Annotated in this window: 21 protein-coding genes; 15 read left to right on the top strand and 6 right to left on the bottom strand. The window is 35.1% G+C overall.

The features are described 5' to 3' along the window. Positions 1 to 77 precede the first annotated feature (77 nt). The 11 genes from DF947_RS12990 (at position 78) to DF947_RS12935 (ending at position 14,036) form a co-directional block, all read left to right on the top strand. Positions 78 to 938: an endonuclease/exonuclease/phosphatase family protein gene (locus DF947_RS12990; RefSeq protein ID WP_240615379.1), complete on the top strand. Its 861-nt coding sequence runs from the start codon at positions 78 to 80 to the stop codon at positions 936 to 938. A gap of 4 nt (positions 939 to 942) precedes the next feature. After that, a complete protein-coding gene (locus tag DF947_RS12985) occupies positions 943 to 1,701 on the top strand; it encodes a prolipoprotein diacylglyceryl transferase (RefSeq protein WP_240615378.1) in 759 nt (252 codons plus the stop codon). 7 nt (positions 1,702 to 1,708) lie between these two features. Next, complete coding sequence (locus DF947_RS12980; RefSeq protein WP_109930421.1) at positions 1,709 to 3,103, top strand: radical SAM protein; 1,395 nt, start codon at positions 1,709 to 1,711, stop codon at positions 3,101 to 3,103. Position 3,104: 1 nt separating this feature from the next. Then, on the top strand, positions 3,105 to 3,293 hold the full coding sequence (locus DF947_RS12975; RefSeq protein ID WP_109930419.1) for a hypothetical protein: 189 nt from the start codon (positions 3,105 to 3,107) through the stop codon (positions 3,291 to 3,293). A 553-nt stretch (positions 3,294 to 3,846) separates the two neighbouring features. Then, a complete protein-coding gene (gene pheT, locus DF947_RS12965) occupies positions 3,847 to 6,246 on the top strand; it encodes a phenylalanine--tRNA ligase subunit beta (RefSeq protein ID WP_109930416.1) in 2,400 nt (799 codons plus the stop codon). A 31-nt stretch (positions 6,247 to 6,277) separates the two neighbouring features. After that, a complete protein-coding gene (locus tag DF947_RS12960; protein ID WP_109930414.1) occupies positions 6,278 to 6,568 on the top strand; it encodes a hypothetical protein in 291 nt (96 codons plus the stop codon). Between the two features lie 33 nt (positions 6,569 to 6,601). Further along, a complete protein-coding gene (locus DF947_RS12955; protein WP_109930412.1) occupies positions 6,602 to 6,892 on the top strand; it encodes a cell division protein ZapA in 291 nt (96 codons plus the stop codon). Between the two features lie 288 nt (positions 6,893 to 7,180). Continuing rightward, a complete protein-coding gene (gene rny, locus DF947_RS12950) occupies positions 7,181 to 8,752 on the top strand; it encodes a ribonuclease Y (protein ID WP_109930410.1) in 1,572 nt (523 codons plus the stop codon). A gap of 321 nt (positions 8,753 to 9,073) precedes the next feature. Further along, positions 9,074 to 9,574 carry an Mpo1 family 2-hydroxy fatty acid dioxygenase gene (locus DF947_RS12945; protein ID WP_240615377.1) on the top strand — a complete coding sequence of 167 codons (501 nt, stop codon included), beginning with the start codon at positions 9,074 to 9,076 and terminating at the stop codon, positions 9,572 to 9,574. 111 nt (positions 9,575 to 9,685) lie between these two features. Beyond that, positions 9,686 to 12,472 (top strand): TonB-dependent receptor, encoded by a 2,787-nt coding sequence (locus DF947_RS12940; protein WP_240615376.1) that lies wholly within the window; start codon positions 9,686 to 9,688, stop codon positions 12,470 to 12,472. A 91-nt stretch (positions 12,473 to 12,563) separates the two neighbouring features. Beyond that, on the top strand, positions 12,564 to 14,036 hold the full coding sequence (locus DF947_RS12935) for a hypothetical protein (protein ID WP_109930406.1): 1,473 nt from the start codon (positions 12,564 to 12,566) through the stop codon (positions 14,034 to 14,036). A gap of 117 nt (positions 14,037 to 14,153) precedes the next feature. Here DF947_RS12935 and DF947_RS12930 read toward each other — a convergent pair whose 3' ends face one another. The 5 genes from DF947_RS12930 to DF947_RS12910 all read right to left on the bottom strand — a co-directional run bounded on the left by DF947_RS12930 (position 14,154) and on the right by DF947_RS12910 (position 19,399). Next, the gene (locus DF947_RS12930) at positions 14,154 to 14,450 is read right to left on the bottom strand and encodes a hypothetical protein (protein WP_109930404.1); all 297 of its coding nucleotides are present in this window, start codon (positions 14,448 to 14,450) and stop codon (positions 14,154 to 14,156) included. Positions 14,451 to 14,742: 292 nt separating this feature from the next. Continuing rightward, complete coding sequence (locus tag DF947_RS12925) at positions 14,743 to 15,018, bottom strand: hypothetical protein (protein ID WP_146202912.1); 276 nt, start codon at positions 15,016 to 15,018, stop codon at positions 14,743 to 14,745. 134 nt (positions 15,019 to 15,152) lie between these two features. Then, positions 15,153 to 16,304, bottom strand: a complete 1,152-nt coding sequence (locus DF947_RS12920) for a hypothetical protein (protein WP_240615375.1) — start codon at positions 16,302 to 16,304, stop codon at positions 15,153 to 15,155. Positions 16,305 to 16,469: 165 nt separating this feature from the next. After that, positions 16,470 to 17,297, bottom strand: a complete 828-nt coding sequence (locus DF947_RS12915; protein WP_109930398.1) for a lysophospholipid acyltransferase family protein — start codon at positions 17,295 to 17,297, stop codon at positions 16,470 to 16,472. Positions 17,298 to 17,647: 350 nt separating this feature from the next. After that, positions 17,648 to 19,399, bottom strand: coding sequence for a lysophospholipid acyltransferase family protein (locus tag DF947_RS12910; RefSeq protein ID WP_109930396.1), 1,752 nt, complete (start codon positions 19,397 to 19,399; stop codon positions 17,648 to 17,650). A gap of 97 nt (positions 19,400 to 19,496) precedes the next feature. On the opposite strand from DF947_RS12910, the gene DF947_RS12905 reads away from it, so the two are divergent. From DF947_RS12905 to DF947_RS22380, 3 genes are all read left to right on the top strand, one after another. Next, positions 19,497 to 20,396 (top strand): ComEA family DNA-binding protein, encoded by a 900-nt coding sequence (locus DF947_RS12905; protein ID WP_109930394.1) that lies wholly within the window; start codon positions 19,497 to 19,499, stop codon positions 20,394 to 20,396. Between the two features lie 217 nt (positions 20,397 to 20,613). Next, the gene (locus DF947_RS12900) at positions 20,614 to 21,768 is read left to right on the top strand and encodes an acyl-CoA dehydrogenase (RefSeq protein WP_109930392.1); all 1,155 of its coding nucleotides are present in this window, start codon (positions 20,614 to 20,616) and stop codon (positions 21,766 to 21,768) included. A 215-nt stretch (positions 21,769 to 21,983) separates the two neighbouring features. Beyond that, a complete protein-coding gene (locus DF947_RS22380; RefSeq protein ID WP_167398017.1) occupies positions 21,984 to 22,160 on the top strand; it encodes a DUF6496 domain-containing protein in 177 nt (58 codons plus the stop codon). A gap of 86 nt (positions 22,161 to 22,246) precedes the next feature. Here DF947_RS22380 and DF947_RS12890 read toward each other — a convergent pair whose 3' ends face one another. Next, positions 22,247 to 22,633, bottom strand: coding sequence for a hypothetical protein (locus DF947_RS12890; protein WP_109930389.1), 387 nt, complete (start codon positions 22,631 to 22,633; stop codon positions 22,247 to 22,249). 227 nt (positions 22,634 to 22,860) lie between these two features. On the opposite strand from DF947_RS12890, the gene rpsU reads away from it, so the two are divergent. Continuing rightward, entirely contained in the window at positions 22,861 to 23,055 is a 195-nt protein-coding gene (gene rpsU, locus DF947_RS12885; protein WP_109927127.1) for a 30S ribosomal protein S21, read from the top strand. The last annotated feature ends 59 nt before the right edge of the window (positions 23,056 to 23,114 follow it).

Raw genomic sequence — 23,114 nt, 5'->3', positions numbered from 1 at the left:
TCAAATTTTTACGATACTTTCTATAACAATTTGATAACTTAAAACTCAATTAACACTAAATTGGTAATATTGGCAAAATGAAAATTGAATACAATATGAAAGTTTTTAAAATCGTCTTCTCGTTGTTGCTTGTTTGTGGCTTTGCATTCGCTCAGAAAAAGGAAAGTATCCCAATTAACGTTATCACGTATAACATCCGCTTAAATGTAGCTTCTGATGGTATAAATGCCTGGCCAAATCGAAAAGACAATGTTAAGGCTTTAGTGAAATTTCACGATGCAGATATTTTGTGTGTGCAAGAAGCTTTGCCCGAACAGTTTGATGCTCTGTTGGAAAATTCAAATTTCGATGTTGTTGGCGTAGGCCGCGATGATGGCAAAAGAAAGGGTGAGTTTTCTGCCGTTTATTTTGATAAATCTAGATTCACTAAAAAGGACGGAGGAACTTTTTGGCTTTCTCAAACACCGGGTGTGCCATCGAAAGGATGGGATGCAGCTTTAAATCGCATTTGCAGCTGGGTAAAATTATACGATAAATTAAATAAGAAAGAATTTATCGTCTTTAATACACATTACGATCATATAGGTGTTCAAGCAAGGATTGAGTCTGCAAAACTCATCAAACAGAAAATTCAGGAAATTGCTCCAACTTTACCTGTAGTTTTTACTGGAGATTTGAATGTTACCCCAGAAACTGAAGCCGTTGCCACCATTAAATCTTTTTTAATTGATACAAAAGATGTTACGGAAGAACCACCATATGGCCCAACAGGTACTTTCAATGCTTTTGATTTTAACAGTGATTTGAAAAACAGAATCGACTATGTTTTTGTAAATAAAAAATTTAATGTTCAGAAATTTGCCGTACTTACGGATAGTAAGGACAAAAGATATTTTTCTGACCACCTTCCTGTTTTTGTTAGACTTTTCTTTAAATAAACATTTGGAACAAGCTCATTCATCACACTTTCCTTTTCAATTTGAGCTTTTTGGGCAATTTTATCATTGGCATTATATATTCGAAACTCTAGCTTTTATAGTAGGTGTTCGAGTTTACTACTTTTTAAAGAAGGGCATAAATGATCCAATATCAGATGAAAATCGATTGTGGATTATGCTGGGTGCTATGCTCGGCGCCTTAATTGGTTCTAGAGTGGTAGCCATTTTAGAAACTCCAGAAGTTTTGAAAAACCTTACATTTTTAATGCTTTATCAAAGTAAAACCATTGTTGGTGGGTTGCTTGGCGGTTTATTTGGTGTAGAACTGATTAAAAAAATAATTGGGGTTAAAATTGCCTCCGGAGATATTTACATCATCCCGATTTTGGTTGCACTTTTTATTGGCCGAATTGGTTGCTTTTCTATGGGGATAGATGAGCCAACATACGGTATAGAAACAACCTTTTTTATGGGGATGGATTTGGGCGATGGAAAATTAAGACATCCTATAATGCTTTATGAAATGATGTTTTTGGTAGGATTATTTCTGTTATTTCAGGGCATCAAAAACAAGCATTTGATCAATGGAGATCGATTTAAGCTCTTCATGGTTTTGTATTTTTTATTTCGATTTCTGATAGAATTTATAAAACCGTATCATCCATTATGCTTAAATTTAAGCAGCATTCATTGGTCTGCAATATTTATTTTTTTATATTACTTCAAGTTTCTAATCAGAATAACCAGAGTCACTTTTAGCTAATCAACTTATGGCAAATACCCGCGATTACATTTATTACGATTATACGAAAAGTCTTTGCCCTGAATGTTTGCAGCTGTGCGATGCAAAAATTGTATTTCAGGATGCAAAAGTTTTTATGTTGAAAAACTGTAGAGTCCATGGCGATAGTAAAGTGATGATTGCCGATGATGTTGAATATTATAAGCAGATTAGAAACTACAACAAACAATCGGAAATGCCCCTTAAATTTAATACTAAGGTGCATTATGGTTGCCCATACGATTGTGGTTTATGTACCGATCACGAGCAACACTCTTGCTTAACCGTAATCGAAGTTACGGATAGATGCAATTTGGCATGCCCGACTTGCTATGCCATGTCTTCGCCCAATTACGGTAGGCACAGAACATTAGAGGAAATTAACAGGATGATGGATGTGGTGGTTGCGAATGAAGGAGAGCCTGATGTTGTTCAGCTCTCTGGTGGCGAGCCAACTGTGCACCCAGATTTTTTTGCGATTTTAGATTTAGCAAAAACAAAGCCGATTAAACATTTAATGGTTAATACAAATGGGATTAGAATTGCAAAAGACATCAATTTTGTAGAGAAGCTGGCAAGCTATATGCCCGATTTTGAAATTTATCTGCAGTTTGATAGTTTCAGCCCAGAGGTGTTAACTAAACTTAGAGGGGAAGATTTAACGGAAGTTAGAAAGCGGGCAATAGATCATTTAAATCAATTCAATGTTTCAACAACCTTGGTGGTTACATTACAAAATGGCTTAAACGATCATGAAATTGGCGATATTTTGGATTACGCACTGAAACAAAAGTGTGTTCGAGGCGTAACTTTTCAGCCAACGCAGGTAGCAGGAAGAAATGACGATTATAACGATCAGAAAGGAAGAATTACCCTAACCGAAGTAAGGCGTAAAATTTATGAGCAGTATCCCATTTTTACACCCCAGGATTTGATACCCGTTCCATGTAATCCGGATGCACTTTGTATGGCTTATGCTCTAAAAATTGGCGATGAAGTAATTCCAATGACGCATTTGATCAATCCTGAAGATTTATTAAATAACTCTAAAAATACCATCGTTTTTGAACATGATGAGAAATTAAAAGAGCATATGCTAAATTTGTTCAGTACCGGAGTATCAGTAGATTGCGCCGAAGATACCTTTGGTGAGTTAATGTGTTGCTTGCCAAGGGTTAAGTCTGATAACTTGAGTTACGATAATCTTTTCCGTATTATTATAATGAATTTTATGGACCCTTTAGATTTTGATGTTCGTGCAGTGAAAAAATCCTGTGTCCATATTGTAAGTGATAAGTATAAAATTGTACCATTTGAAACAATGAACATTTTTTATCGAGATAATAAAATAGATGCCATAAGAGAAAAATTAAACATGAACTGATATGCTTTTAGTCCTTTTGTTTCTTTATGGCTTAACTGCAATTGTACTCTTTATTGTTGGAATAATTCAGGTAATTATAAAATCTACTAATAACGAACCTGTAAAACCAGGCCTAAAACTCATTATCATATCAGTAATTATGGTGGTAATAGGTTTTGGGGCATGTGCTGTAATTCTAAGTCAATCTTAATTATGGGAATATTTATTTTATATTGGATAATAGTTGCAATTTTATTTATAGTTGGGATTATTCAAATTATAATCAAGGCAGCAAATAATAAACCCTTAAAACCAGGATTAAATCTTATAATCATATCCGTAGTTATGCTTGTAATCGGCGCAGGAGCCTGTGCAGTCATTCTTTCGAATCTCCATATTAGTCATTAGTTTTTTTTAAGCTTGGGAGTCGTCATTTTGGATAAAGCAGAGATCTTTGAGGCTGAAGACAAACGGTTGTAAAGTTCAAAGATCACACCACTTCGTTACACTTCGGTCGAGATGATGGGCATGGGATTAGCTAAGACGATAATGGTGTTCGAGAGTCGTCAATTTCGAGCTTAGCCATGAAAGCTTCAAGCTCTGTTTCCTTATATTTTTGTCAAGGTGACGGAATAATTTTATTACACCAAGATTTCCGGTTTAGCTTTCTGCTTTAACCTTTAAATAATATCTTTGCGTTTTATAAATTGAGTATCACTCGAGATTCGTCTTGATAATGACACTCATTACTTGATACCTTAACAATGAAAATATCATATAACTGGTTAAAACAATTCGTACAAATCGATAAAAGCCCAGAAGAACTCTCTTTAATTCTTACCAATGTTGGTTTAGAAGTAGAAAGTGTAGATAAAGTTCAACCCATAATTGGTGGATTGGAAGGCTTGGTTATAGGCGAAGTTTTAACTTGTGTACAACATCCCAATGCCGATCGCTTACGTGTTACCACGGTAAATGTTGGCGGAGCAGAAAATCTTCAAATTGTTTGCGGAGCGCCAAATGTGGGGGCTGGTCAAAAAGTTGTGGTTGCTACTGTTGCTACAACTGTTTATCCTTTGGAAGGCGAGCCTTTTAAAATCAAGGAATCAAAAATTAGAGGAGAGGTTTCTCAGGGAATGATCTGTGCTGAGGATGAAATCGGTTTAGGAAAATCTCACGATGGGATTATGATTTTACCGGAAGATACTCAAATTGGTATTTTAGCTAAAAATCACTTCGAAATGGAAGATGATTTTGTTTTCGAAATCGGGTTAACACCTAACCGTGCAGACGCAGCCTCGCACTTGGGTGTTGCTAGAGATTTGGCTGGTTATTTCCGCAGTAAATATGAGCATCCAAATTTATCTGCTTTTAAAACAGATAACGAAAGTTTGGTTATTCCTGTCGAAGTTGAAGATTTAGAGGCCTGCCCGCGATACAGCAGTTTAACTATTTCAGGCGTAACTGTTACCGAATCTCCGGAATGGTTAAAAGATAAATTAAAAGTAATCGGCTTGCGCCCAATTAACAATGTTGTTGATGTTACCAACTATGTTTTGCATGGCCTTGGCCAGCCTTTACATGCTTTTGATGCCGATAAAATTGTTGGTGGAAAGGTAATTGTTAAAAAAGTTGCAGAGGGTACATCATTTTTAACACTTGATGATGTTGAGCGAAAACTAAGTGCTGATGATTTAATGATCTGCAATACCGAAGCGCCGATGTGCATCGCTGGTGTTTTCGGTGGCAAAACTTCTGGAGTTTCTGCAGAAACCAAAAATATCTTTTTAGAAAGTGCATATTTTAATTCAGTCTCAGTACGGAAAACTTCTAAAAGACACGGTTTAAAAACCGATGCTTCGTTTCGTTTCGAACGTGGTACCGATCCTGAAATTACCGTTATAGCTTTAAAATACGCGGCAATTTTGATTAAGGAACTGGCCGGAGGAGAGATTTCATCCTCAGTTTCTGATATTTATCCAAATCCGATTAAGCCGTTTGAGTTTGATGTAACCTATAACGGAATCACAAAATTAATTGGCGCCGATATTCCTGCGGAGGAAATCAAAGCAATCATTTTAGCTTTGGGAATTGAGGCAACTGCAGAAAGTGCCGAAGGTTTATCGTTAAAAGTTCCGGCTTACAAAGTTGATGTAACCCGCGAATGCGATGTAACCGAAGAAGTTTTAAGGATTTATGGATACAATAATATTGAGATTCCTGCTAAAGTAAATGCCTCACTTTCTTATAGTATCAAACCCGAAAAGGAAAATACAAATAACGTAATTGCCGATATGTTAACTGCAAATGGTTATGCAGAAATCTGGTGCAACTCGTTAACCAAAATGGCTTATTCTAAAAATTTGGATGAGGCTGTGCAGATTTTAAATCCTCTAAGCAGCGATTTGAATGTAATGCGTCAAAGTTTGTTAATGCCCGCCTTAGAAAGTGTAGCTTACAATCAGAACCGTAAAAATGCCGATGTTAAGTTTTATGAATTTGGTAAAACCTATCATTTAATTAACGAAAAATATGTGGAGCGCCCAAGATTGCTTTTGGTAATTTCTGGAGCAAAACAAAGTGAGCAATGGAATCAAAACTCCAAATCAACAAGTTTTTATAATTTGAAATCGGCGGTTGATGCTGTAATGTCCCGTTTAGGAATCTTAAATTATCAGACGGATACCTTAACCGATGAGAATTTCGCTTATGGGATTAAATATTTCCGCGGTGATAAAACCTTGGTAAGCTTTGGAGCGGCGACAAAAGCAGATCGTAAATTAACGGATGTAAATGCCGAAGTTTTTTATGCCGATTTTGATTGGTCTGGTTTATTGGATATTGTTAAAAAGAATAAAATTGTGAATAAAGAGGTTTCAAGATATCCTCAGGTTCGCCGTGATCTTTCTTTATTAATTGATCAAAACGTAACTTTTGATACCTTAAAAGGAATTGCTTTTAAAACCGACAAAAAACTGATTAAGGAAGTTGGCGTATTCGACGTGTATGTTGGAGACAAATTACCGGAGGGTAAAAAATCTTATGCTTTAAACTTCATTCTGCAAGATGAGGAGCAAACCCTTACAGATAAGCAGATTGAGCAAACCATGCAGAAATTAATAAGCAATTTAACCCAACAAGCAGGGGCAGAAATTAGGAAATAAAATATAAATTCGTATTTTTAGAAATAAATTCATGACTTCTGTTGCAGATCAATTAGATAAGGTAATACAAAAAACGGCTCAAGTAATTGAGTTATGTAATGCTTTACAAGAAGAAAATGATTTATTAAAGCTTGAAAATCAATCGTTAAAGGTTGCACTTGATACCGCAAAAGGCAAAAATGTAGAATTAGATGAAAAACTAAGGGTTACAAAATTGGCTAAAAGTATTGAAGGCACGAGTGAAAAGTCTCTTGACATTAAACAAAAAATTAACGATTTTGTGCGGGAGATTGATAAAAGTATTGCAATGCTTAAGAAATAAGGAATGCAAAAGAATCAGAAACTAAGCTAACAAATGGGAGAAATCTCGATTAAAATAACCATTTCCGACCGTATTTACCCATTAAAGGTTAATATGGAAGAGGAAGAGATTGTGAGACGGGCAGCAAAAATGATCAATGAGCGCATAAAAGACTACCAAGAAAATTATGCGGTTAGAGACAAACAGGATCTACTTTCTATGGCAGTATTGCACTATGCAACAGCCGTATTAAGAACAGAAAATAAAGTGCAAAATCAAGATTCTGCCGTTGCTGATAAAGTTGAAGAATTGGATGTTTTATTAAACGATTTCTTTGTAAAATAAGGTACGTTCTTTATATTTTTTGTCTAATTAATATGTGCGCTGGATGAATTTCTCTCGCTTAATTATAATGAAGACAATATGACATTAGCACAAAAATATAGCCGCAGCTAGTTTTTTGAGTTTCAAATTTTATAAACTTAACACTTCAATATCTATAGGGTTAAGAGGGCGTATTTCATCTGCTATGGCACCTGAAAATGGCTTAAACCCTAATTATGCTTAGTTGAGGTTTAAAATGGATGAGACTTAAAAAAATTAGTTGCGGTTTTTTTTTACTTAAAAAACAAAATGGAAATAGTTGAAATATTAGGATACGTATTTGCCGTAATAGCAGGTTTAGCTATCGGAGTAGTGGTGGGAAGATTCCTCCTGCGTAACTTGCTAAAGCAACAAGAAATTGCTGCTCAAAACAAGGTGAAGAAGATTTTAAAAGATGCAGAAAACAATGCTGAAATCTTAAAAAAGAATAAACTTTTGGAGGCAAAAGAGAAATTTTTGCAGATGAAAGCCGAGCATGAACAAGAAGTTAATGCTAAAAACAACAACATCAACCAGCGTGAAAATACGATGAAACAGAAAGAACAATCTGTTAACCAGCGCATGGAAAACTTTAATAAAAAAGAGCAAGAACTTGATAAGCAAAAAGCGCTTTTAGAAAAGCAAACTGAAATTGCTGTTAAAAAGCAGGAAGAAGTAGAAGTTCTTAAAAATCAGCACTTAACTCAGCTCGAAACCATTGCAGGTTTATCTGCCGAAGAAGCTAAAAACCAATTGGTAGAAAACTTAAAAGAAGTTGCACGTACACAGGCAATGATCCAGATTAAGGATATTGTAGACGAAGCAAAATTAACCGCAAGTAAAGAAGCTAAGAAAGTTGTAATACAAACCATTCAACGTACGGCTACCGAAGCTGCTATTGAAAACTCCGTATCTATATTTCATATCGAAAGTGACGAAATTAAAGGGCGTGTAATTGGTAGGGAAGGTAGAAATATTCGTGCTTTAGAAGCCGCAACCGGAATTGAAATTATTGTTGACGATACTCCAGAGGCCATTATACTTTCTGGTTTCGATCCTGTAAGAAGAGAAATTGCCCGTTTGGCATTACACCGTTTGGTAACAGATGGACGTATTCATCCCGCTCGTATTGAAGAGATTGTGGCTAAAACGAAAAAGCAAATCGAAGATGAGATTGTAGAAATTGGAGAACGTACAGTTATCGATTTAGGAATTCATGGTTTACATCCAGAACTGATCCGTATGGTTGGTCGTATGCGTTATCGTTCGTCTTACGGACAAAACCTTTTACATCACTCACGCGAAGTGGCCAATTTCTGTGCTACAATGGCTGCAGAATTAGGCTTAAACGCAAAGATGGCTAAACGTGCCGGTTTATTACATGATATAGGTAAGGTTCCTGATGATAATCCAGAATTGCCACACGCAATTTTAGGAATGCAGTTGGCCGAAAAATATAAAGAACATCCAGAAATTTGCAATGCAATTGGAGCTCACCACGATGAAATCGAAATGACATCGATGATTTCTCCTATTATTCAAGCTTGTGATGCAATTTCAGGTGCTCGTCCGGGTGCTCGTCGTGAGGTTGTAGAAAGTTATATCAAACGCTTAAAAGATTTGGAAGAGTTAGCGCTTTCTTATCCTGGTGTTGAAAAAACATTTGCTATACAAGCTGGTAGAGAATTACGTGTAATTGTAGAAAGTGAACGAATTACGGATGCTCAGGCAGAATTATTGGCGGCAGATATTTCAACCCGTATCCAAACTGAAATGACTTATCCGGGGCAAATTAAGGTTACCGTAATTAGAGAAACCCGTTCGGTAGCATTTGCGAAGTAAGTTTTTCGTCACGCTGAACTTTTTTCAGAGTCTTACTAAAGAGATGCTAAATTAAATTCAGCATGACGATTTAGATAAAAAAAGCGATGGCTATTCCATCGCTTTTTTTGTTTCCCGCAGATTTATGTGATCTCCGCAGATTTTTTAATACGACCATTTCTAAACTGAAGTGCAGGTGCTTCACAACTTGGTTCGTGTCTCCATCATGCGCCTCGGTTCGTGTCTCCACTTACCGAAACTAGAACCACCACAATTACAAAAATTAAAACAATGAATATCGGGTGCTTTTTTTTATTTTTACAGTAGATGAGCAAGCAAAAAATGAAAACTGAAACCCAACGTCCTGTTGATGTTTATTTTGATAAATACCAGGAAAGCCATAACAACCAAACCAATGAAGTTATCCATTGGATCTGTGTTCCGTTGATTATTTTTAGCTTATTGGGCTTAGTTTGGTCTATTCCTTTTCCTCATATGGGTTTCTTGGGTAGATACAATGGCTATGTAAATTGGGCTTCCTTTCTTATCGCATTTTCTATTTATTATTATTACCGTCTTTCTCCGGTATTATCTTACATGATGTTATTACTCGTTTTTTTAATGAGCTGGGGAATTGTATCAATCGAATCTTGGGAAAAAGTTGGCGGGCCAGCATTGTGGCAGGTTTCCTTAATTATTTTTGTATTGGCTTGGATTGGGCAATTTATCGGTCATAAAATTGAGGGTAAAAAACCATCATTTTTAGATGATGTTAAATTCTTGTTAATAGGCCCAATCTGGTTATTGCACTTCATCTGCAAGAAAGCGGGTATAAAATATTAATCCGAGCTATGGTAACACTAAATTAACCTTTAGCTAAACAAAACTTAATTAACATCTAACATACAGCTAACATTGTGGTAATAGCTTTGCCTAAAATTAAATACAGGCAAATTGAAATCAATCACAATCTTTAAAAGAGCAACAGTAACTGTGTTTGCTCTATTTCTAAGTATCGCAGCCTACGCTCAAACAGGTAAAATTTCTGGAACCATTTCCGATAAAAAAACTGGAGAAACCTTAATTGGTGTAACCGTAAAAATTAAAGGTACAACCAAAGGTGTTTCTACTGATGTTGATGGAAAGTATGTTCTTCAAGCTATGGCTAGCGGAAAATACACCCTTGAATTTTCTTACGTAGGGTATCAAACAAAAGAAGTATCAGATGTTGAGGTTAAATCGCCTGCGGTTACCAATTTAAATGTTATTCTTAATGAGGCCGGCGGACAGAATCTGCAGGAAGTTGTTGTTAAGGCAAACTTTAAGCAAGAATCTGTTAATTCGCTTTATGCTCAGCAAAAAAACAGTGCTTTAATATCTGATGGTATTTCAAGTGATCAAATCAAAAAATCTCCAGATAGAAATACTTCTGATGTATTAAAAAGAGTAAGTGGTGCAACCATTCAGGATAATAAATTTGTTATCGTACGTGGTTTGAGTGATCGCTACAATACCGCAACCTTAGATAACTCAACCTTACCCAGTACAGAAGCAAATAAAAGAGCTTTCTCTTTTGATATTGTTCCTTCAAATTTGGTTGATAAGATAACCATTAGCAAAACAGCTACGCCAGATTTGCCTGCAGATTTTGCGGGAGGTGCTGTTCAGATTGTAACTAAAGACATTCCGGATCAAAACTTTATCTCTTTTGGTGTTGGTTACGGTTACAACACTCAATCTACTTTTAAAGATTTTTTAGGTACAAAGAAAAACGCACTTGCTTATTTAGGATACGAAGATGGCGCAAAACAGTTGGCTGAGAATTTTCCAAGTAGTGCTGCTGTTGCTGCGGGTACAATTTCAAATGCAAAAAATATTGCTGCGTTAAAATCATTGCCTACAGATTACACTATAAAAAATAATAATGCATTACCAACCCAAAATTATCAGTTCAGTTTGGGCAGGGTTAAGCACTTTGAAAATGGAAACAAGTTTGGAGCCTTAATTTCTGGTACTTACAGAAATGCACAGACCTTTTTTCAGGATGTAGAGCGTAATTTTTACATCTATAACTATAACGATAATCAATACAAGTTCTCTACAAACGTAGGTGCCCTAGCAAACTTTGCCTATAGTTTCGGTAAAAATAAAATCAGTTTCAAAAACATCTACAATAAAAACTACGATGATAACTATACCGAACGTACAGGTATAAGAGATGGAAACTCACTAAACAAGTTTTACGCTTTAGATGTAATGCAGAAATCGCTTTTCAAAACAACTTTAGAAGGAGATCATCAAATTGGAGAGGGCAATAACAAATTAAAATGGACTGCTTCTTATAGCAACATTGGCAACAATCAGCCCAACCAATTAAAAATTAACTACACTAAACCGCTTAACGATCCATCTACACCATATCAGGCAAACATTACTTCGTTGGGTAAAGAAAATACAAGATTGTTTTCTGATTTGAGCGAGAATGTTTATGCTGGTGATGTAAACTACAGCACGCCTTTCAAATTATTTGACGCCTCAACCACTATGAAATTAGGTTTAGGTTCACAATATCGCGAAAGAACTTTCGATGCACGTTTCCTTGGAGCACAATTAGAAACAAATAACCCAGATCTACAGACAGCAATCAGATCATTGCCTCTTGATCAGATATTCTCAACTTCCTTAATAGAATCTGGCGTTTACAAATTGGTAGAGGTTGGCGGAGATTTAGATAGCTATAAAGCAAATTCATTTACCAATTACGGTTATTTAATGCTTGATCAAAAATTCGGTGAAAACTTCAGAGCCGTTTATGGTGTAAGAGCAGAAAATTACAATGTTAAAGTAATGAGCGCAACTAAAAATTATGTTGACGATACCAAACTGGATTTTCTTCCATCGATAAACTTAACCTATAGCCTAACCAAAAAGGCAAATCTTCGTGCATCTTATTACCGAACTGTGGCAAGACCAGAGTTTAGAGAATTATCACTATCTTCATATTACGATTACGAATCATTGGGTAATATTGCAGGTAATCCCAACTTAAAAAGATCTTTAATTGATAACGCGGATATTAGATACGAACTTTATCCAGAAGCAGGTCAATTGTTTTCGATTTCAGGATTTTACAAGCACTTTACCGATGCGATAGAATCTTATCGTTACGATGTACTTTCTACACCAGACGTATCTTTCTTCAACACACCAAAAGCCTATACTTATGGTTTAGAGTTAGAAGCCAGAAAAAACCTAAACTTTTTAGGCGAAAGCAATTTCCTTAAAAATACAACCGCTTATTTTAACCTTTCATTAATAAAATCTAAAGTTACCAACCCAACCGATCAGAATTATATCGATAAAACCCGCCCAATGGTCGGCCAGTCACCATATGTAATTAATGCAGGTTTGCAGCACAGTGCTTTGGATAATAAGTTAAACTTCAACATACTTTACAACAAAATCGGAAGAAGAATTATTCAGGCAAGCGGGATCAACTTCCCAAGCACTTGGGAAAACCCAAGAGATGTACTGGATTTCCAGGTAAGTTATAAAGTCCTTAAATCAAAAGGCGAATTAAAATTAAATGCGGGTGATATTTTAAACCAGAGAAGCATTATTTATTTCGACTATAACGGCAATAAAAAATATGATGGCAGTGTACTTAATGGCGGAGACGAAACCATGATGTCGTACAAACCAGGAACAAACATTTCTTTATCATTTAATTACACATTTTAGTCTTTAACAATAAGTTAATCACAGGTTAATCCTAAAGAAAAACTAAAAGTATCTCTTTGTAAAAAATAACAAAATATTAAAAACTGAAAAAATGAAAAACCAATTTTTACTACTTGCATTATCAGTAGTTTTATTTGCAACCTCTTGTAAAAAGAACGTAATTGTTGAAGGTCCTTCAACAGAAGTTCCGGGTGGAGGCTCAACTTCGAATGTTGTAGAAGTTTCAGGAGAAATTTCGGCAAATACAACTTGGTCTGCAAGCAAAATCTATTTGTTAAAAGGATTTGTATTTGTAAGTAACGGTGCAACTTTAACCATAGAAGCTGGTACAATTATAAAAGGAGATAAGGCAACCAAAGGTACGTTGGTTGTAACCCGCGGATCGAAAATTAATGCAACAGGTACTGCAGATAAGCCAATTGTATTTACTTCGGCTTTAGCTGCAGGTGCAAGAAGCCAGGGAGATTGGGGTGGTGTAATCCTTTTGGGTAAAGCGCCGGTTAACCAAGGAAATGATGTTAAAATTGAAGGCGGTTTGGTACAGCCAACCGGTAAAGATGAAAAAGCATATATCTACTATGGTGGTACAGATGCGGCAGATAATTCTGGTACAATGAAATATGTACGTATCGAATTTGCTGGTATTGCTTATTCGGTAGATAACGAAATTAACGGATTAACAATGGGTGGAGTTGGTAACGGTACAACTTTAGATTATATTCAGGTTTATCGCTCAGGTGATGATGCCTTTGAATGGTTTGGTGGTACTGTAAATGCAAAACACCTGTTGGCTATTGGTACTTGGGATGATGATTTCGATACAGATTTCGGATACTCAGGAAACGTACAGTTTGCTTTGGCACAACGTGTTTCAACAGTTGCCGATCAATCACAATCTAACGGTTTCGAATCTGATAACAACGCAACAGGAACAGATCAAACCCCTAAAACATCTGCTGTTTTTTCTAACGTAACCATATTAGGCCCAATAAGAGCAGCTGGTGGTGCTTATAATGCAAACTATTATCACGGTGCACAAATTCGCCGTAACTCTTCGATTAGTATTTTAAACTCAGTAATCTCTGGTTTCCCTATCGGATTATACATCGACGATACTAAAGTTGTAACGGCTGGTTCTACTTCTGCAAACTTTAGTGCAGGCAACATGGTAATTGCAAACAACTTAATTTACGGTACAAAAACTACTGAGGTAATTGTTAGTAACGCTGCAGCAGCTGCAACTATCGAAGCTAAATTACGTGTAGATAACATATTTACCCAAGGTAGTTTCGCAAATGCATTGTTCACTGGTCCTTATTTATATACAACTGATTTTGGAAGTGCAACAGCAACTCCACTACCAACTTTAGGAACTGCTAACTTTACTTTAGCAACAGGTTCATTGGCTGCAACAGGTGCTGCTTTTACAAATGCAAAAGTATCTGGTGCTTTCTTTACACAAGTAGCTTATAAAGGTGCTTTCGGTACTGATAACTGGGCTTCTGGATGGGCAGAATCTGATGCACAAGCTTTAGCTTACACTACGCCTGGAGCGGTAAAATAATTTAGCTAAATAATATAAAACAAAGAGCCAGAAATTTATTTCTGGCTCTTTGCGTATAATAGATTTTTACTTGTGTTTCTGGGAACACCTACAAGTTCAACAACAATAAACTTTTGGTTATTTAGTTTCTGCCTCAGTTTTTGGCTTTTTAACAACCGCGGGTTTAGCAGCTTTTGCTGGCGTTTTTACCGGAGCAGTTTTTTCTTCAACTACTGGAGTAAAATCTTTTTCGGTTTTAAGAGCAAGCTTTTTGATTATTTTTTTTGAGAATCGCTCTATTGCTTTATCCCCCTTTTTAACCTTTCCAAGCTGAGCAATTGCCTCTCTAATTTTTTCTGCTAAACTTAATTCCAGCTCTTTTTTCTTCTTTTTATCTGCCGATTGGCTTTTTAATTTAGACTTATTTTTTTTCATATACCTTTTGTGTGCCCAAAGATATGTTATCGCAAAATTAAATCCATATTATGATTGTGTTAACAAGTTTCTGCGTTGTTAACATATAGAATATTTAAGGTAAATTTAAAAAAGTCTGATTTTTAATAACTGAAATTACGAGCATAAATTATGTAATCGTAGCTATCGTTGTTGCAATTGTTTTAGCACTAATTATTTTCATTATCTTCAGAAATAAAAAAGATGAAAAGAAATTCGAACAGGATTTAATCGAATCAGAGCCTGAAGCGGAAAAAGACGACAAAGAAAATCTCTAAAAGGTAGAGCCTTGAGCAATTTCGCCTCCTAAATCCAAAGTGTTTTGAAATTCTTCCAAATACTGTAATAAGTGTCGTTCTGCATTTGCAAATGATGTAAAGCTTGATGCTGGCTGATTTGCATCTAAATGACTTTTGCTTTTATAATATAAACTGGTTTGGAAAACAAAAACATTTTCGTCAGAAACTGGTGACATAATTCTAGCTTTAACTGGGTGATTATGTATCTCTACAAAATATTCTTTTAGGATGGTATAAATAATAATAGACATAAGGATCGTTTAAATGATTTCAATTTAGTAGTTAAATATACTTCCTATCCACTATGCTTGTGTCTGTTATTGATAAGATAACACTTTGGTAACATTAAATTAACATGGTTTTTGGGGATAAAAAACCGTCACACTTACCTTTTAGCAGGCTCGTATGCGTATACAATTTCGTATTTAATGTTTTTAAGTCTTGTAGAAACTTCCCCAATTTTTAAATCTTCAGCTTGCGGAGTAGGCTCGCAGAATGAATATTTTTTGCCGTTGTAAGTAATGTAGTTGCCCACGGGTTTCTCAAACTGAACCGCCATGGTTAAGTGTGAAGGGTAAAGTAATGCAATCATCGGCAGATTATAAATTTCCTTTACTAAAAAGAAAAATAAACCGGCTCTATCATCGCAGTCACTATACTTATTTAATAAAGTTTGCTCAGGCGATAAACGTTTTTCCTTCCCAAAATTCTGTTCATCGTTTTCATAGAGAAAAGCATAACGAGTAAATCTCATCAGATAATCAACTCCTTTTTTCTGATCCATTCCTTTTAAATTATTCTTTAAAAGAGGGATTAGAGAACTATAGGTTTCCCTGCTTAAAGGAATGTTAAAGTAAGTTTCAAAATCAACTACTGGATAATTCTGAAATATCGTTTTCACGTTTTCGTTTACCTTCAATTTAAAATGATAGACCTTCTGGCGGTAGCTAAACTCTACATCTCTTTCTTCATAAGAATCTGGTTTAAAATCGGGCATTCTAGTTACTTTATACGAAAACTGATTTTGCCCTTCTGGAAAAAAAATATTAATGGGTTTGTAAGTATCTGACTGCTTAAATAGTTTCCCATAATCGTGATAGTTTAAACACATATATTTTTTTCCATCAACCATAAAAAAGGGAATGTCGCTAATGTCTTCATCATTGCGGACATAAAAAATAATCTGTTCGTTACCTACGGCTATTCTTGCATCGTAACCGCATTTGTTTAATAAATACCATTTGTACAGTGTGTAACGAAAATAATTATCAGCCTTTGGACTAATTTGTTCGGCTGTTTTTCTGATCAATTGATAATAAATCCAGTCGTTTAAATTGTACTTATTTCTATAATCCTTTAATGAGACAATTAATGCAGTTGAGTTACTCGAACTAATTTGATTATAGAATGCAGTTACAGAATTTGCTGAAGCGATTTTGGGGGAAGAAATTATAGAAGAAGAATCTATATTGAAATTAAAGGTTCCATTATAAAAATCAAAAGAATGGTTCTGCGCATCCGCAGTGAAAAAACTCACGGTAATGCACACGAGAAAAAATGTATGTAGAAAATATTTGCGAACCCTGCTCATCATCTCTAAATATTTGGTTAAAATAAATTTAGCGATAAATAATACAAAACCAATAATTTCTTTCTGTGAATAAATTAACGTTCTGTTAATATTAATTTAACATTGGCAATGCTAATTTATTAACGTTTTTTTTGTTTTGGCCAAGCTATACAAAGATGTTCTTAGAAATTTCAACATAGAAACATTGCAATTTCGGCAGTCAATATCCTTAATCAAAATGGGTTCACCAATTCTGATTTTCAGCACATGACCTTTTTTGTTAAATAGCTCTGATATTAATTTGGCCGTTTGTAAAGAAGGATGAATCAATTTTAATAAGCTAAAAAATATGCCATTGTTGCCATGAAAATAAACAGGCAAGATAGGGACATTGGCTTTCGAAATAATTTTGCCAACTACCGGATGCCATTCTCGATCGGTAATTTGGTTGGTTTTTATTTTGTAAGAGGAAACCTCGCCGGCTGGAAAAATAGCTACAGGAGTTCCGTCCTTTAAAGCCTTCAACGTTGTTTTTAACCCACTTATGCTAGATGCATCTATAACCTTTTCAAAAGGATTAACCGCGATGATGCATTTTTCTAAGTTTGGTATTTTCTTTAATAAAAAATTACCCATAAACATGGTATCTGGCCTATGTTTAGCTAAAGTGCTGAGCAAGGCTAGCGATTCTATGGCTCCATAGGGATGATTGGCAATTGCTATAAAAGATCCCTCTTTTGGAATATTAACTAAATCCCTTTCATCTAACTGGATTCTTACCCCAAGGGTTTCGAGCAAATGCGTTGCAAATTCTTGACCTTCTAATTCGTTTGCATTTTTTATTATCCCGTTAAAATCGTTAATTTTTAAAACCTTCATTAAAAAGGAAGCAAGACCAGGAATAGGAACATTACAAATACCTGTGGCTTTAGAAAAATTTTCTTTAGAGATGACCGTCATAATTACAATTAAAAATTGATTTTTTGAAAATCAACCTGCGTAAAGGGATTAAATATTTGAGCTAAATATAAGGGTGGGAAACAATCGATTCTCATAAATCAAATGTTAGTCTTAGCTCATACAGAGTATATAAAGATAACAGATTATTGTTAATAAGCAAGTAATTTCCTTACAACTTATTGTTAAGTAAATTGGCTTTAATCAGTTTCGTAAAATAACATTTCATTAATATCAACTTAACAGGGCAGAGTTACTTTTGCGGTATAAATATTTGGTTAGTATTTATAAAGTTTAGGTTAGTTGATAATAAAAAACCCAGATGGATGTCTGGGTTTTTTTGTTTTAAAGAATTACAAGTTCTTGCCGAGTTTCTCTAACATCTCTGGTGGGATATTATGTGTATCCACAACCAAGAAACCATCTAGGCAATCAGAAAATTTAGGATCGATGTTAAACGAAATGATTTTCGCATTTAGGTTCATATATTGTCTTAATAATACAGGAATCTTAATGTGAGAGTTTTCAATATCGCCAATAATACTGTCCAAATCTTTAAAAGATTCACTACTATCTACCAAAGTATCAGTAGAAATGGGTAAAAGATCTGCCTTAAATTTATTTTTGGGTTTTACATATTTTGCCATTTCATAATCGAAATGGTTTTTGGTAATGTAATCAACAATCAACGCCTTACTAAACTTAGAAAAATTGTTGCTTATACTTACCGGCCCGAACATATAACGGTATTGTGGATTATCGATTAAATACTTTAAAATCCCTTTCCATAGTAAAAATAACGGCAGTGGTTTACCCTGATACTCTTTTCTAATCCACGATCGGCCAAGTTCTATTCCCTGTCTCAACATCGGATAAAACTGATCTTTCATTTTAAAAAGTTCAGAAAGATAGAAACCGCGTCTACCCATGCTTTCCAAAATCTCATCGCCCTTGCCAATACGATAGGCGCCTACAATATTTTCAAGATCCTTGTCCCAAATAAATAAGTGATTATAATAAATGTCGTAATTATCAAGATCGATTTTTTTATTCGTGCCCTCACCAACCTCGCGGAAAGTAATCTCACGCAAACGACCTATTTCTCTTAATGTATTTGGGATTTTTAGGGTTGGCACAATATAAACTTCGTAGTTTTTCTCCGTCCAAACTTTAAAATCTTCTAAAGTATCTACTTCTTGTTTAATCAATTCCCTAGAAGTTTCCTCAATAATATCAGCTGGTTTTTTCTTGATCTTGAATAAGTTTAAGGGATTGAAAAGTTTCTTTTCTTTATCCAAGCCAACGCCCAAAGCATATGTACGCGCACGCAAAAAGTCCATTAACTTATTGGTGCTGTTCATGTGCGAAATCTCAGAAATAGAAATTGGTTTCCCAACTCTAATCTTTATCGTAAGACCCTGCTTATTTAAAAATTCTGAAGGTAACTTCGCCGTACGTAAAGTTGGGTGAATAAAGCTCAAAATATTAAATAAAACGCCGTTATTACCATGGAAATAAATGGGTACAACCGGAACTTTTGCTTTCGCGATTAGCTTTCCAACAACAGGGTGCCACATTCTATCGGTAACTTGCTGTGCATCCAATTTAAAGGTAGATACCTCGCCTGCCGGGAAGATACCGATTGGTGTTCCACTTCTCAATAAATCGAAAGTCATTTTTAAGCCACTAATGCTAGATGAGTGCTGAACATTTTCGAAAGGATTTACCGCAACAAAAAATTCATCCAGATTAGGTATTTTTTTCAGGATGAAATTCACCATTACCTTAGCATCTGGCCTAACGGTGCACAGAAGTTTCACTAAAGCTAATCCTTCAACACCACCATAAGGGTGATTGGCAATTGCAATAAATGGACCTGTTTTTGGAATACTATTTAAATCGTCCTCATCAAAATCTATCGAAACGCCAATCGTTTCTAATATTTTATCTACAAATTCTAAACCTTTAAAATGCTGATTCTGAGAGAAAACATCGTTAATGTCGTTCAGTTTCATCAGCTCCATCATCAAACCTGCTAATCCAGGCACACCAAGTTTATCAATCTTTGTCGCCTTAGCAAATTCTGAGGTCGTAATGATTTTCATATAAATAATTGTTAGGTTGTTGATTTGCTAAACCCGTTGAGTTTCGCAATTCCAAAAATAAGATTTATATTTATAATACACATGTCATATCGCACCATTGAGAATTTGGCTTAACAAACATTTTGGTTTTAGTAAAGGCGAGTTCAACGGACTACTTTTCCTAATCGTTATAATTATTGCCCTTAAGGCAACTCCGGCTGTTTTTGAGCATTTTAAACCGGTAGAAAAGGATGGACCAAATCTTTTGGCTCAAATCCAAAAAATCGAAGTAACTGATCAAAATAATTTTCATTATACCCAAGGTCGGATTGAAGAAGCAAATCCAGGCAAAGCAGGTAAGCTTTTTGCTTTCGATCCAAATAAAATTGATGCAGAGGGATGGCAAACTTTAGGTTTATCTGTAAAACAGGCAAATTCAATTGTCAACTATAGAAACAAAGGTGGCAAGTTCTACAAAGCTGAGGATTTACAGAAAATGTATACAATCTCCCCAGAAATGTATAAAAAGTTACTGCCTTATGTTCATATTGAAAATCAGGAATCTAGTTATTCGAAGAATGATTTTAAATACGAGAAGAAAGAATTTGTTAAGAAAGCCTTGGTTATAGTTGATATCAATCTCGCAGATTCTGCTCAATTGGATGAAATTAAGGGTATTGGTGGAGCATTTGCCAATCGAATTTTAAAGTATCGCGAACGTTTGGGTGGTTTTTACAAAAAGGAACAGTTGCTGGAAGTTTATGGACTCGATTCTGTTAAGTATGAGGAAATAAAAAATCAAGTATCTTTAAGTCCAATAAAGCTTAAAACTGTAAATATAAATAACGCGGTTTTTAATGATCTTAAATCTAATCCCTATTTATCTTATAAGCAGATTAATGCAATTATTCAATATAGAAAACAACATGGTAATTATTCAGGCCCAAATGATTTAAAAAAGGTAGTAATTCTTAACCAGCAGACCATCGATAAAATTACGCCGTATATTTCTTTTTAATAAAGTTCCTCTCTTTCGTTTGGACTGGCGTGAGATTCCTTGTTTAATGGAAAAAAAAATAAAAAAACTTTAAAGGGATCATTTCAAGGTTTCAAATTAACCGAATAACTAATTGAACCAAATACCATTTCATTCTATAACTCCACGAATATTTAATGGTAACTAACTATAAAATAATTGTTTATAATTGCACCAACTAGCTTAAAATATAAACTTAATGAGCGTAAGCTTTAATTTTTCAGAAACAGAAACTCAGCAGAGTGTAAAGGCCATGGTCCGCGATTTTGCAGAGAAAAACATTCGCCCAAATATAATGGAGTGGGATGAAGCGCAATATTTCCCAGTAGAATTGTTCAAGCAATTGGGAGAGTTGGGTCTAATGGGCGTATTGGTTCCAGAAGAATATGGTGGCTCGGGTTTGGGTTATCAGGAATATGTTGATGTAATTGTAGAAGTAGCAAGAGTTTGTGGTTCGATTGGCTTATCATTGGCTGCGCATAATTCTTTATGTACAGGGCATATTTTGGCCTTCGCAACTGAAGAACAAAAACAAAAATGGTTGCCAAAATTGGCTACAGCAGAATGGATAGGTGCTTGGGGTTTAACAGAAGCAAATACAGGTTCTGATGCCTTAAGAATGATGACCACTGCTGTTGAAGATGGCGATGATTATATTATTAATGGCGCAAAAAACTGGATAACCCACGGAAAAAGTGGAGATGTAGCTGTTGTAATGGTAAGAACAGGTGAACAAGGTAGTTCGAAAGGGATATCAGCAATAGTAGTAGAACGAGGAACGCCAGGTTTTTCTGCAGGGAAAAAAGAAAATAAATTGGGAATGCGTGCATCAGAAACTACAGAAATGATTTTCGATAATTGCCGAGTTCCAAAAGCCAACTTATTGGGTAATGTTGGCGAGGGCTTTAAGCAGGCCATGAAAGTTTTAGATGGTGGAAGAATTTCAATTGCCGCATTAGCATTGGGAATTGCAAAAGGTGCTTTTGATGCTGCGGTTGCATATTCTAAGCAGCGCCAGCAATTTGGTCAGCCAATTTCGAGCTTTCAGGCCATTAGTTTTAAACTGGCTGATATGGCTACGGAAATTGAAGCCGCTGAATTATTAATCCGCCAGGCGGCAGATTTAAAGAACAGGCATTTGCCAATGACTAAAGAATCTGCAATGGCGAAATATTTTGCTTCGGAAGTTTCGGTTAAAGTGGCGACAGAAGCCGTACAGATATTTGGAGGCTACGGTTATACGAAAGACTTTCCGGTAGAAAAGTTTTATCGCGATAGTAAATTATGCACAATAGGCGAGGGGACATCCGAAATACAAAAGATTGTAATTGCCAGAGAGATATTATCAAGGTAGAAGGCCTTTAAAGGTAGTGGTTTTAAGTAATACTTAAGCCTTACACCTTAAACCTTCATCCTTCAACCTTATTAAAACCAAATATATTATGAGTAATCCGGAGTGTTTAACCACCTCCGGATTTTTTTTAACAAAAAATTTTAAAACCAACGTTTACCCAAAGGTGTTTTTACCAATGACCAATGACCAATGACCAATGACCAATGACTAATATTATGGCAAAGTATTCAGAAAAAGCTGGTGACAAAGTAGAAAAAACCATACACGAAATGAAAGAGGGAAAACTTAAAAGCGGATCAGGCAAAAAAGTAACCTCCAAAAAGCAAGCGATAGCTATTGGTTTATCCGAAGCTAGAAAAGAAGGCGCAAAAGTTCCAAAGAAAAAAGGCTAGCCTTTAAAGGATTAAATTTTGAATGATTGAATTAGTGAATGGCTGTGTGCCAAATTATTTAAAATTCAATCATGCTCCCGTTCAATTTATTGCGGTATATCTTTCGAAGTAAGAATGCTATCTACAACATAAACACTAAAACCTCTCCAGGGCAAGGTGTTTTTGTATTCTTTATAATGCAGCTCGTAAAACTTACCACTGTTGGCCATCATTTTATCGGCTATATCCTTATTCGCAATAGAGAATTCAAATTCATTATTCTGCAAGGTTCCGGTTTGGCGAGATTTAATTCCACTTTGAATTAATTTTCCCTCATAGGTTTTAAATATATAACCTTTCTTTACAACGTAGTTTAGTTCTCCAGCCTTAACCCCTTCACCAAAAACAAAGAAATATCGGTAATAACACAGGCCAACCAAAATTAATATAAGAACTACGGAGATGATGGAAATTACTTTTTTACCTTTTGTCATAAAATATAATGTTATAAATTAAATGTAGGGAAAGAATAGAATAAAACATGATGAGATTGAATAAAAATTTATCAACTTTATGTATTAAAGAATAAGAGTAACTTTTAGTTTTTTGCCTATATATTATTTCTTTTAAAAACCTTTCTCATTCTCAATAATTTACTTACATTTGCATCCCCGATAATAAGGGAATTAAAAAAAACCACGAGAGGAGGTATTTCAGCGTTATGATCATTATTAACATTAAAGATGGCGAATCATTAGATAAAGCCCTAAAACGTTTCAAGAAAAAGTTTGAAAAAACTGGTGTATTGAGAGAACTACGTAGTCGCCAAGCATACGAGAAAAAATCCGTTGCTCGTCGTACTGAAATTAAACATGCTGTTTATATTCAAAACATGAATCAAGATCCAACTGTATAAGTTGTTCAAGATATATAATTAAAGCCTTCAGATTTTTTCTGAGGGCTTTTTTGTTTTAT

The sequence above is a fragment of the Pedobacter paludis genome, from assembly GCF_003173575.1.
In the GTDB taxonomy this organism is placed as follows: domain Bacteria; phylum Bacteroidota; class Bacteroidia; order Sphingobacteriales; family Sphingobacteriaceae; genus Pedobacter; species Pedobacter paludis.
This window is presented reverse-complemented; position numbering and strand designations above follow the sequence as displayed.

Bases quoted from the DNA above. Each gene is read 5' to 3' on its own strand.
- DF947_RS12935 (WP_109930406.1), top strand. From the start codon at position 12,564: ATGAAAAACCAATTTTTACTACTTGCATTATCAGTAGTTTTATTTGCA.
- DF947_RS12975 (WP_109930419.1), top strand. From the start codon at position 3,105: ATGCTTTTAGTCCTTTTGTTTCTTTATGGCTTAACTGCAATTGTACTC.
- rpsU (WP_109927127.1), top strand. From the start codon at position 22,861: ATGATCATTATTAACATTAAAGATGGCGAATCATTAGATAAAGCCCTA.
- pheT (WP_109930416.1), top strand. From the start codon at position 3,847: ATGAAAATATCATATAACTGGTTAAAACAATTCGTACAAATCGATAAA.
- DF947_RS12915 (WP_109930398.1), bottom strand. From the start codon at position 17,297: ATGACGGTCATCTCTAAAGAAAATTTTTCTAAAGCCACAGGTATTTGT.
- DF947_RS12955 (WP_109930412.1), top strand. From the start codon at position 6,602: ATGGGAGAAATCTCGATTAAAATAACCATTTCCGACCGTATTTACCCA.
- rny (WP_109930410.1), top strand. From the start codon at position 7,181: ATGGAAATAGTTGAAATATTAGGATACGTATTTGCCGTAATAGCAGGT.
- DF947_RS12930 (WP_109930404.1), bottom strand. From the start codon at position 14,450: ATGAAAAAAAATAAGTCTAAATTAAAAAGCCAATCGGCAGATAAAAAG.
- DF947_RS12980 (WP_109930421.1), top strand. From the start codon at position 1,709: ATGGCAAATACCCGCGATTACATTTATTACGATTATACGAAAAGTCTT.
- DF947_RS12945 (WP_240615377.1), top strand. From the start codon at position 9,074: ATGAAAACTGAAACCCAACGTCCTGTTGATGTTTATTTTGATAAATAC.
- DF947_RS22380 (WP_167398017.1), top strand. From the start codon at position 21,984: ATGGCAAAGTATTCAGAAAAAGCTGGTGACAAAGTAGAAAAAACCATA.
- DF947_RS12910 (WP_109930396.1), bottom strand. From the start codon at position 19,399: ATGAAAATCATTACGACCTCAGAATTTGCTAAGGCGACAAAGATTGAT.
- DF947_RS12960 (WP_109930414.1), top strand. From the start codon at position 6,278: ATGACTTCTGTTGCAGATCAATTAGATAAGGTAATACAAAAAACGGCT.
- DF947_RS12900 (WP_109930392.1), top strand. From the start codon at position 20,614: ATGAGCGTAAGCTTTAATTTTTCAGAAACAGAAACTCAGCAGAGTGTA.
- DF947_RS12925 (WP_146202912.1), bottom strand. From the start codon at position 15,018: ATGTCTATTATTATTTATACCATCCTAAAAGAATATTTTGTAGAGATA.
- DF947_RS12990 (WP_240615379.1), top strand. From the start codon at position 78: ATGAAAATTGAATACAATATGAAAGTTTTTAAAATCGTCTTCTCGTTG.
- DF947_RS12890 (WP_109930389.1), bottom strand. From the start codon at position 22,633: ATGACAAAAGGTAAAAAAGTAATTTCCATCATCTCCGTAGTTCTTATA.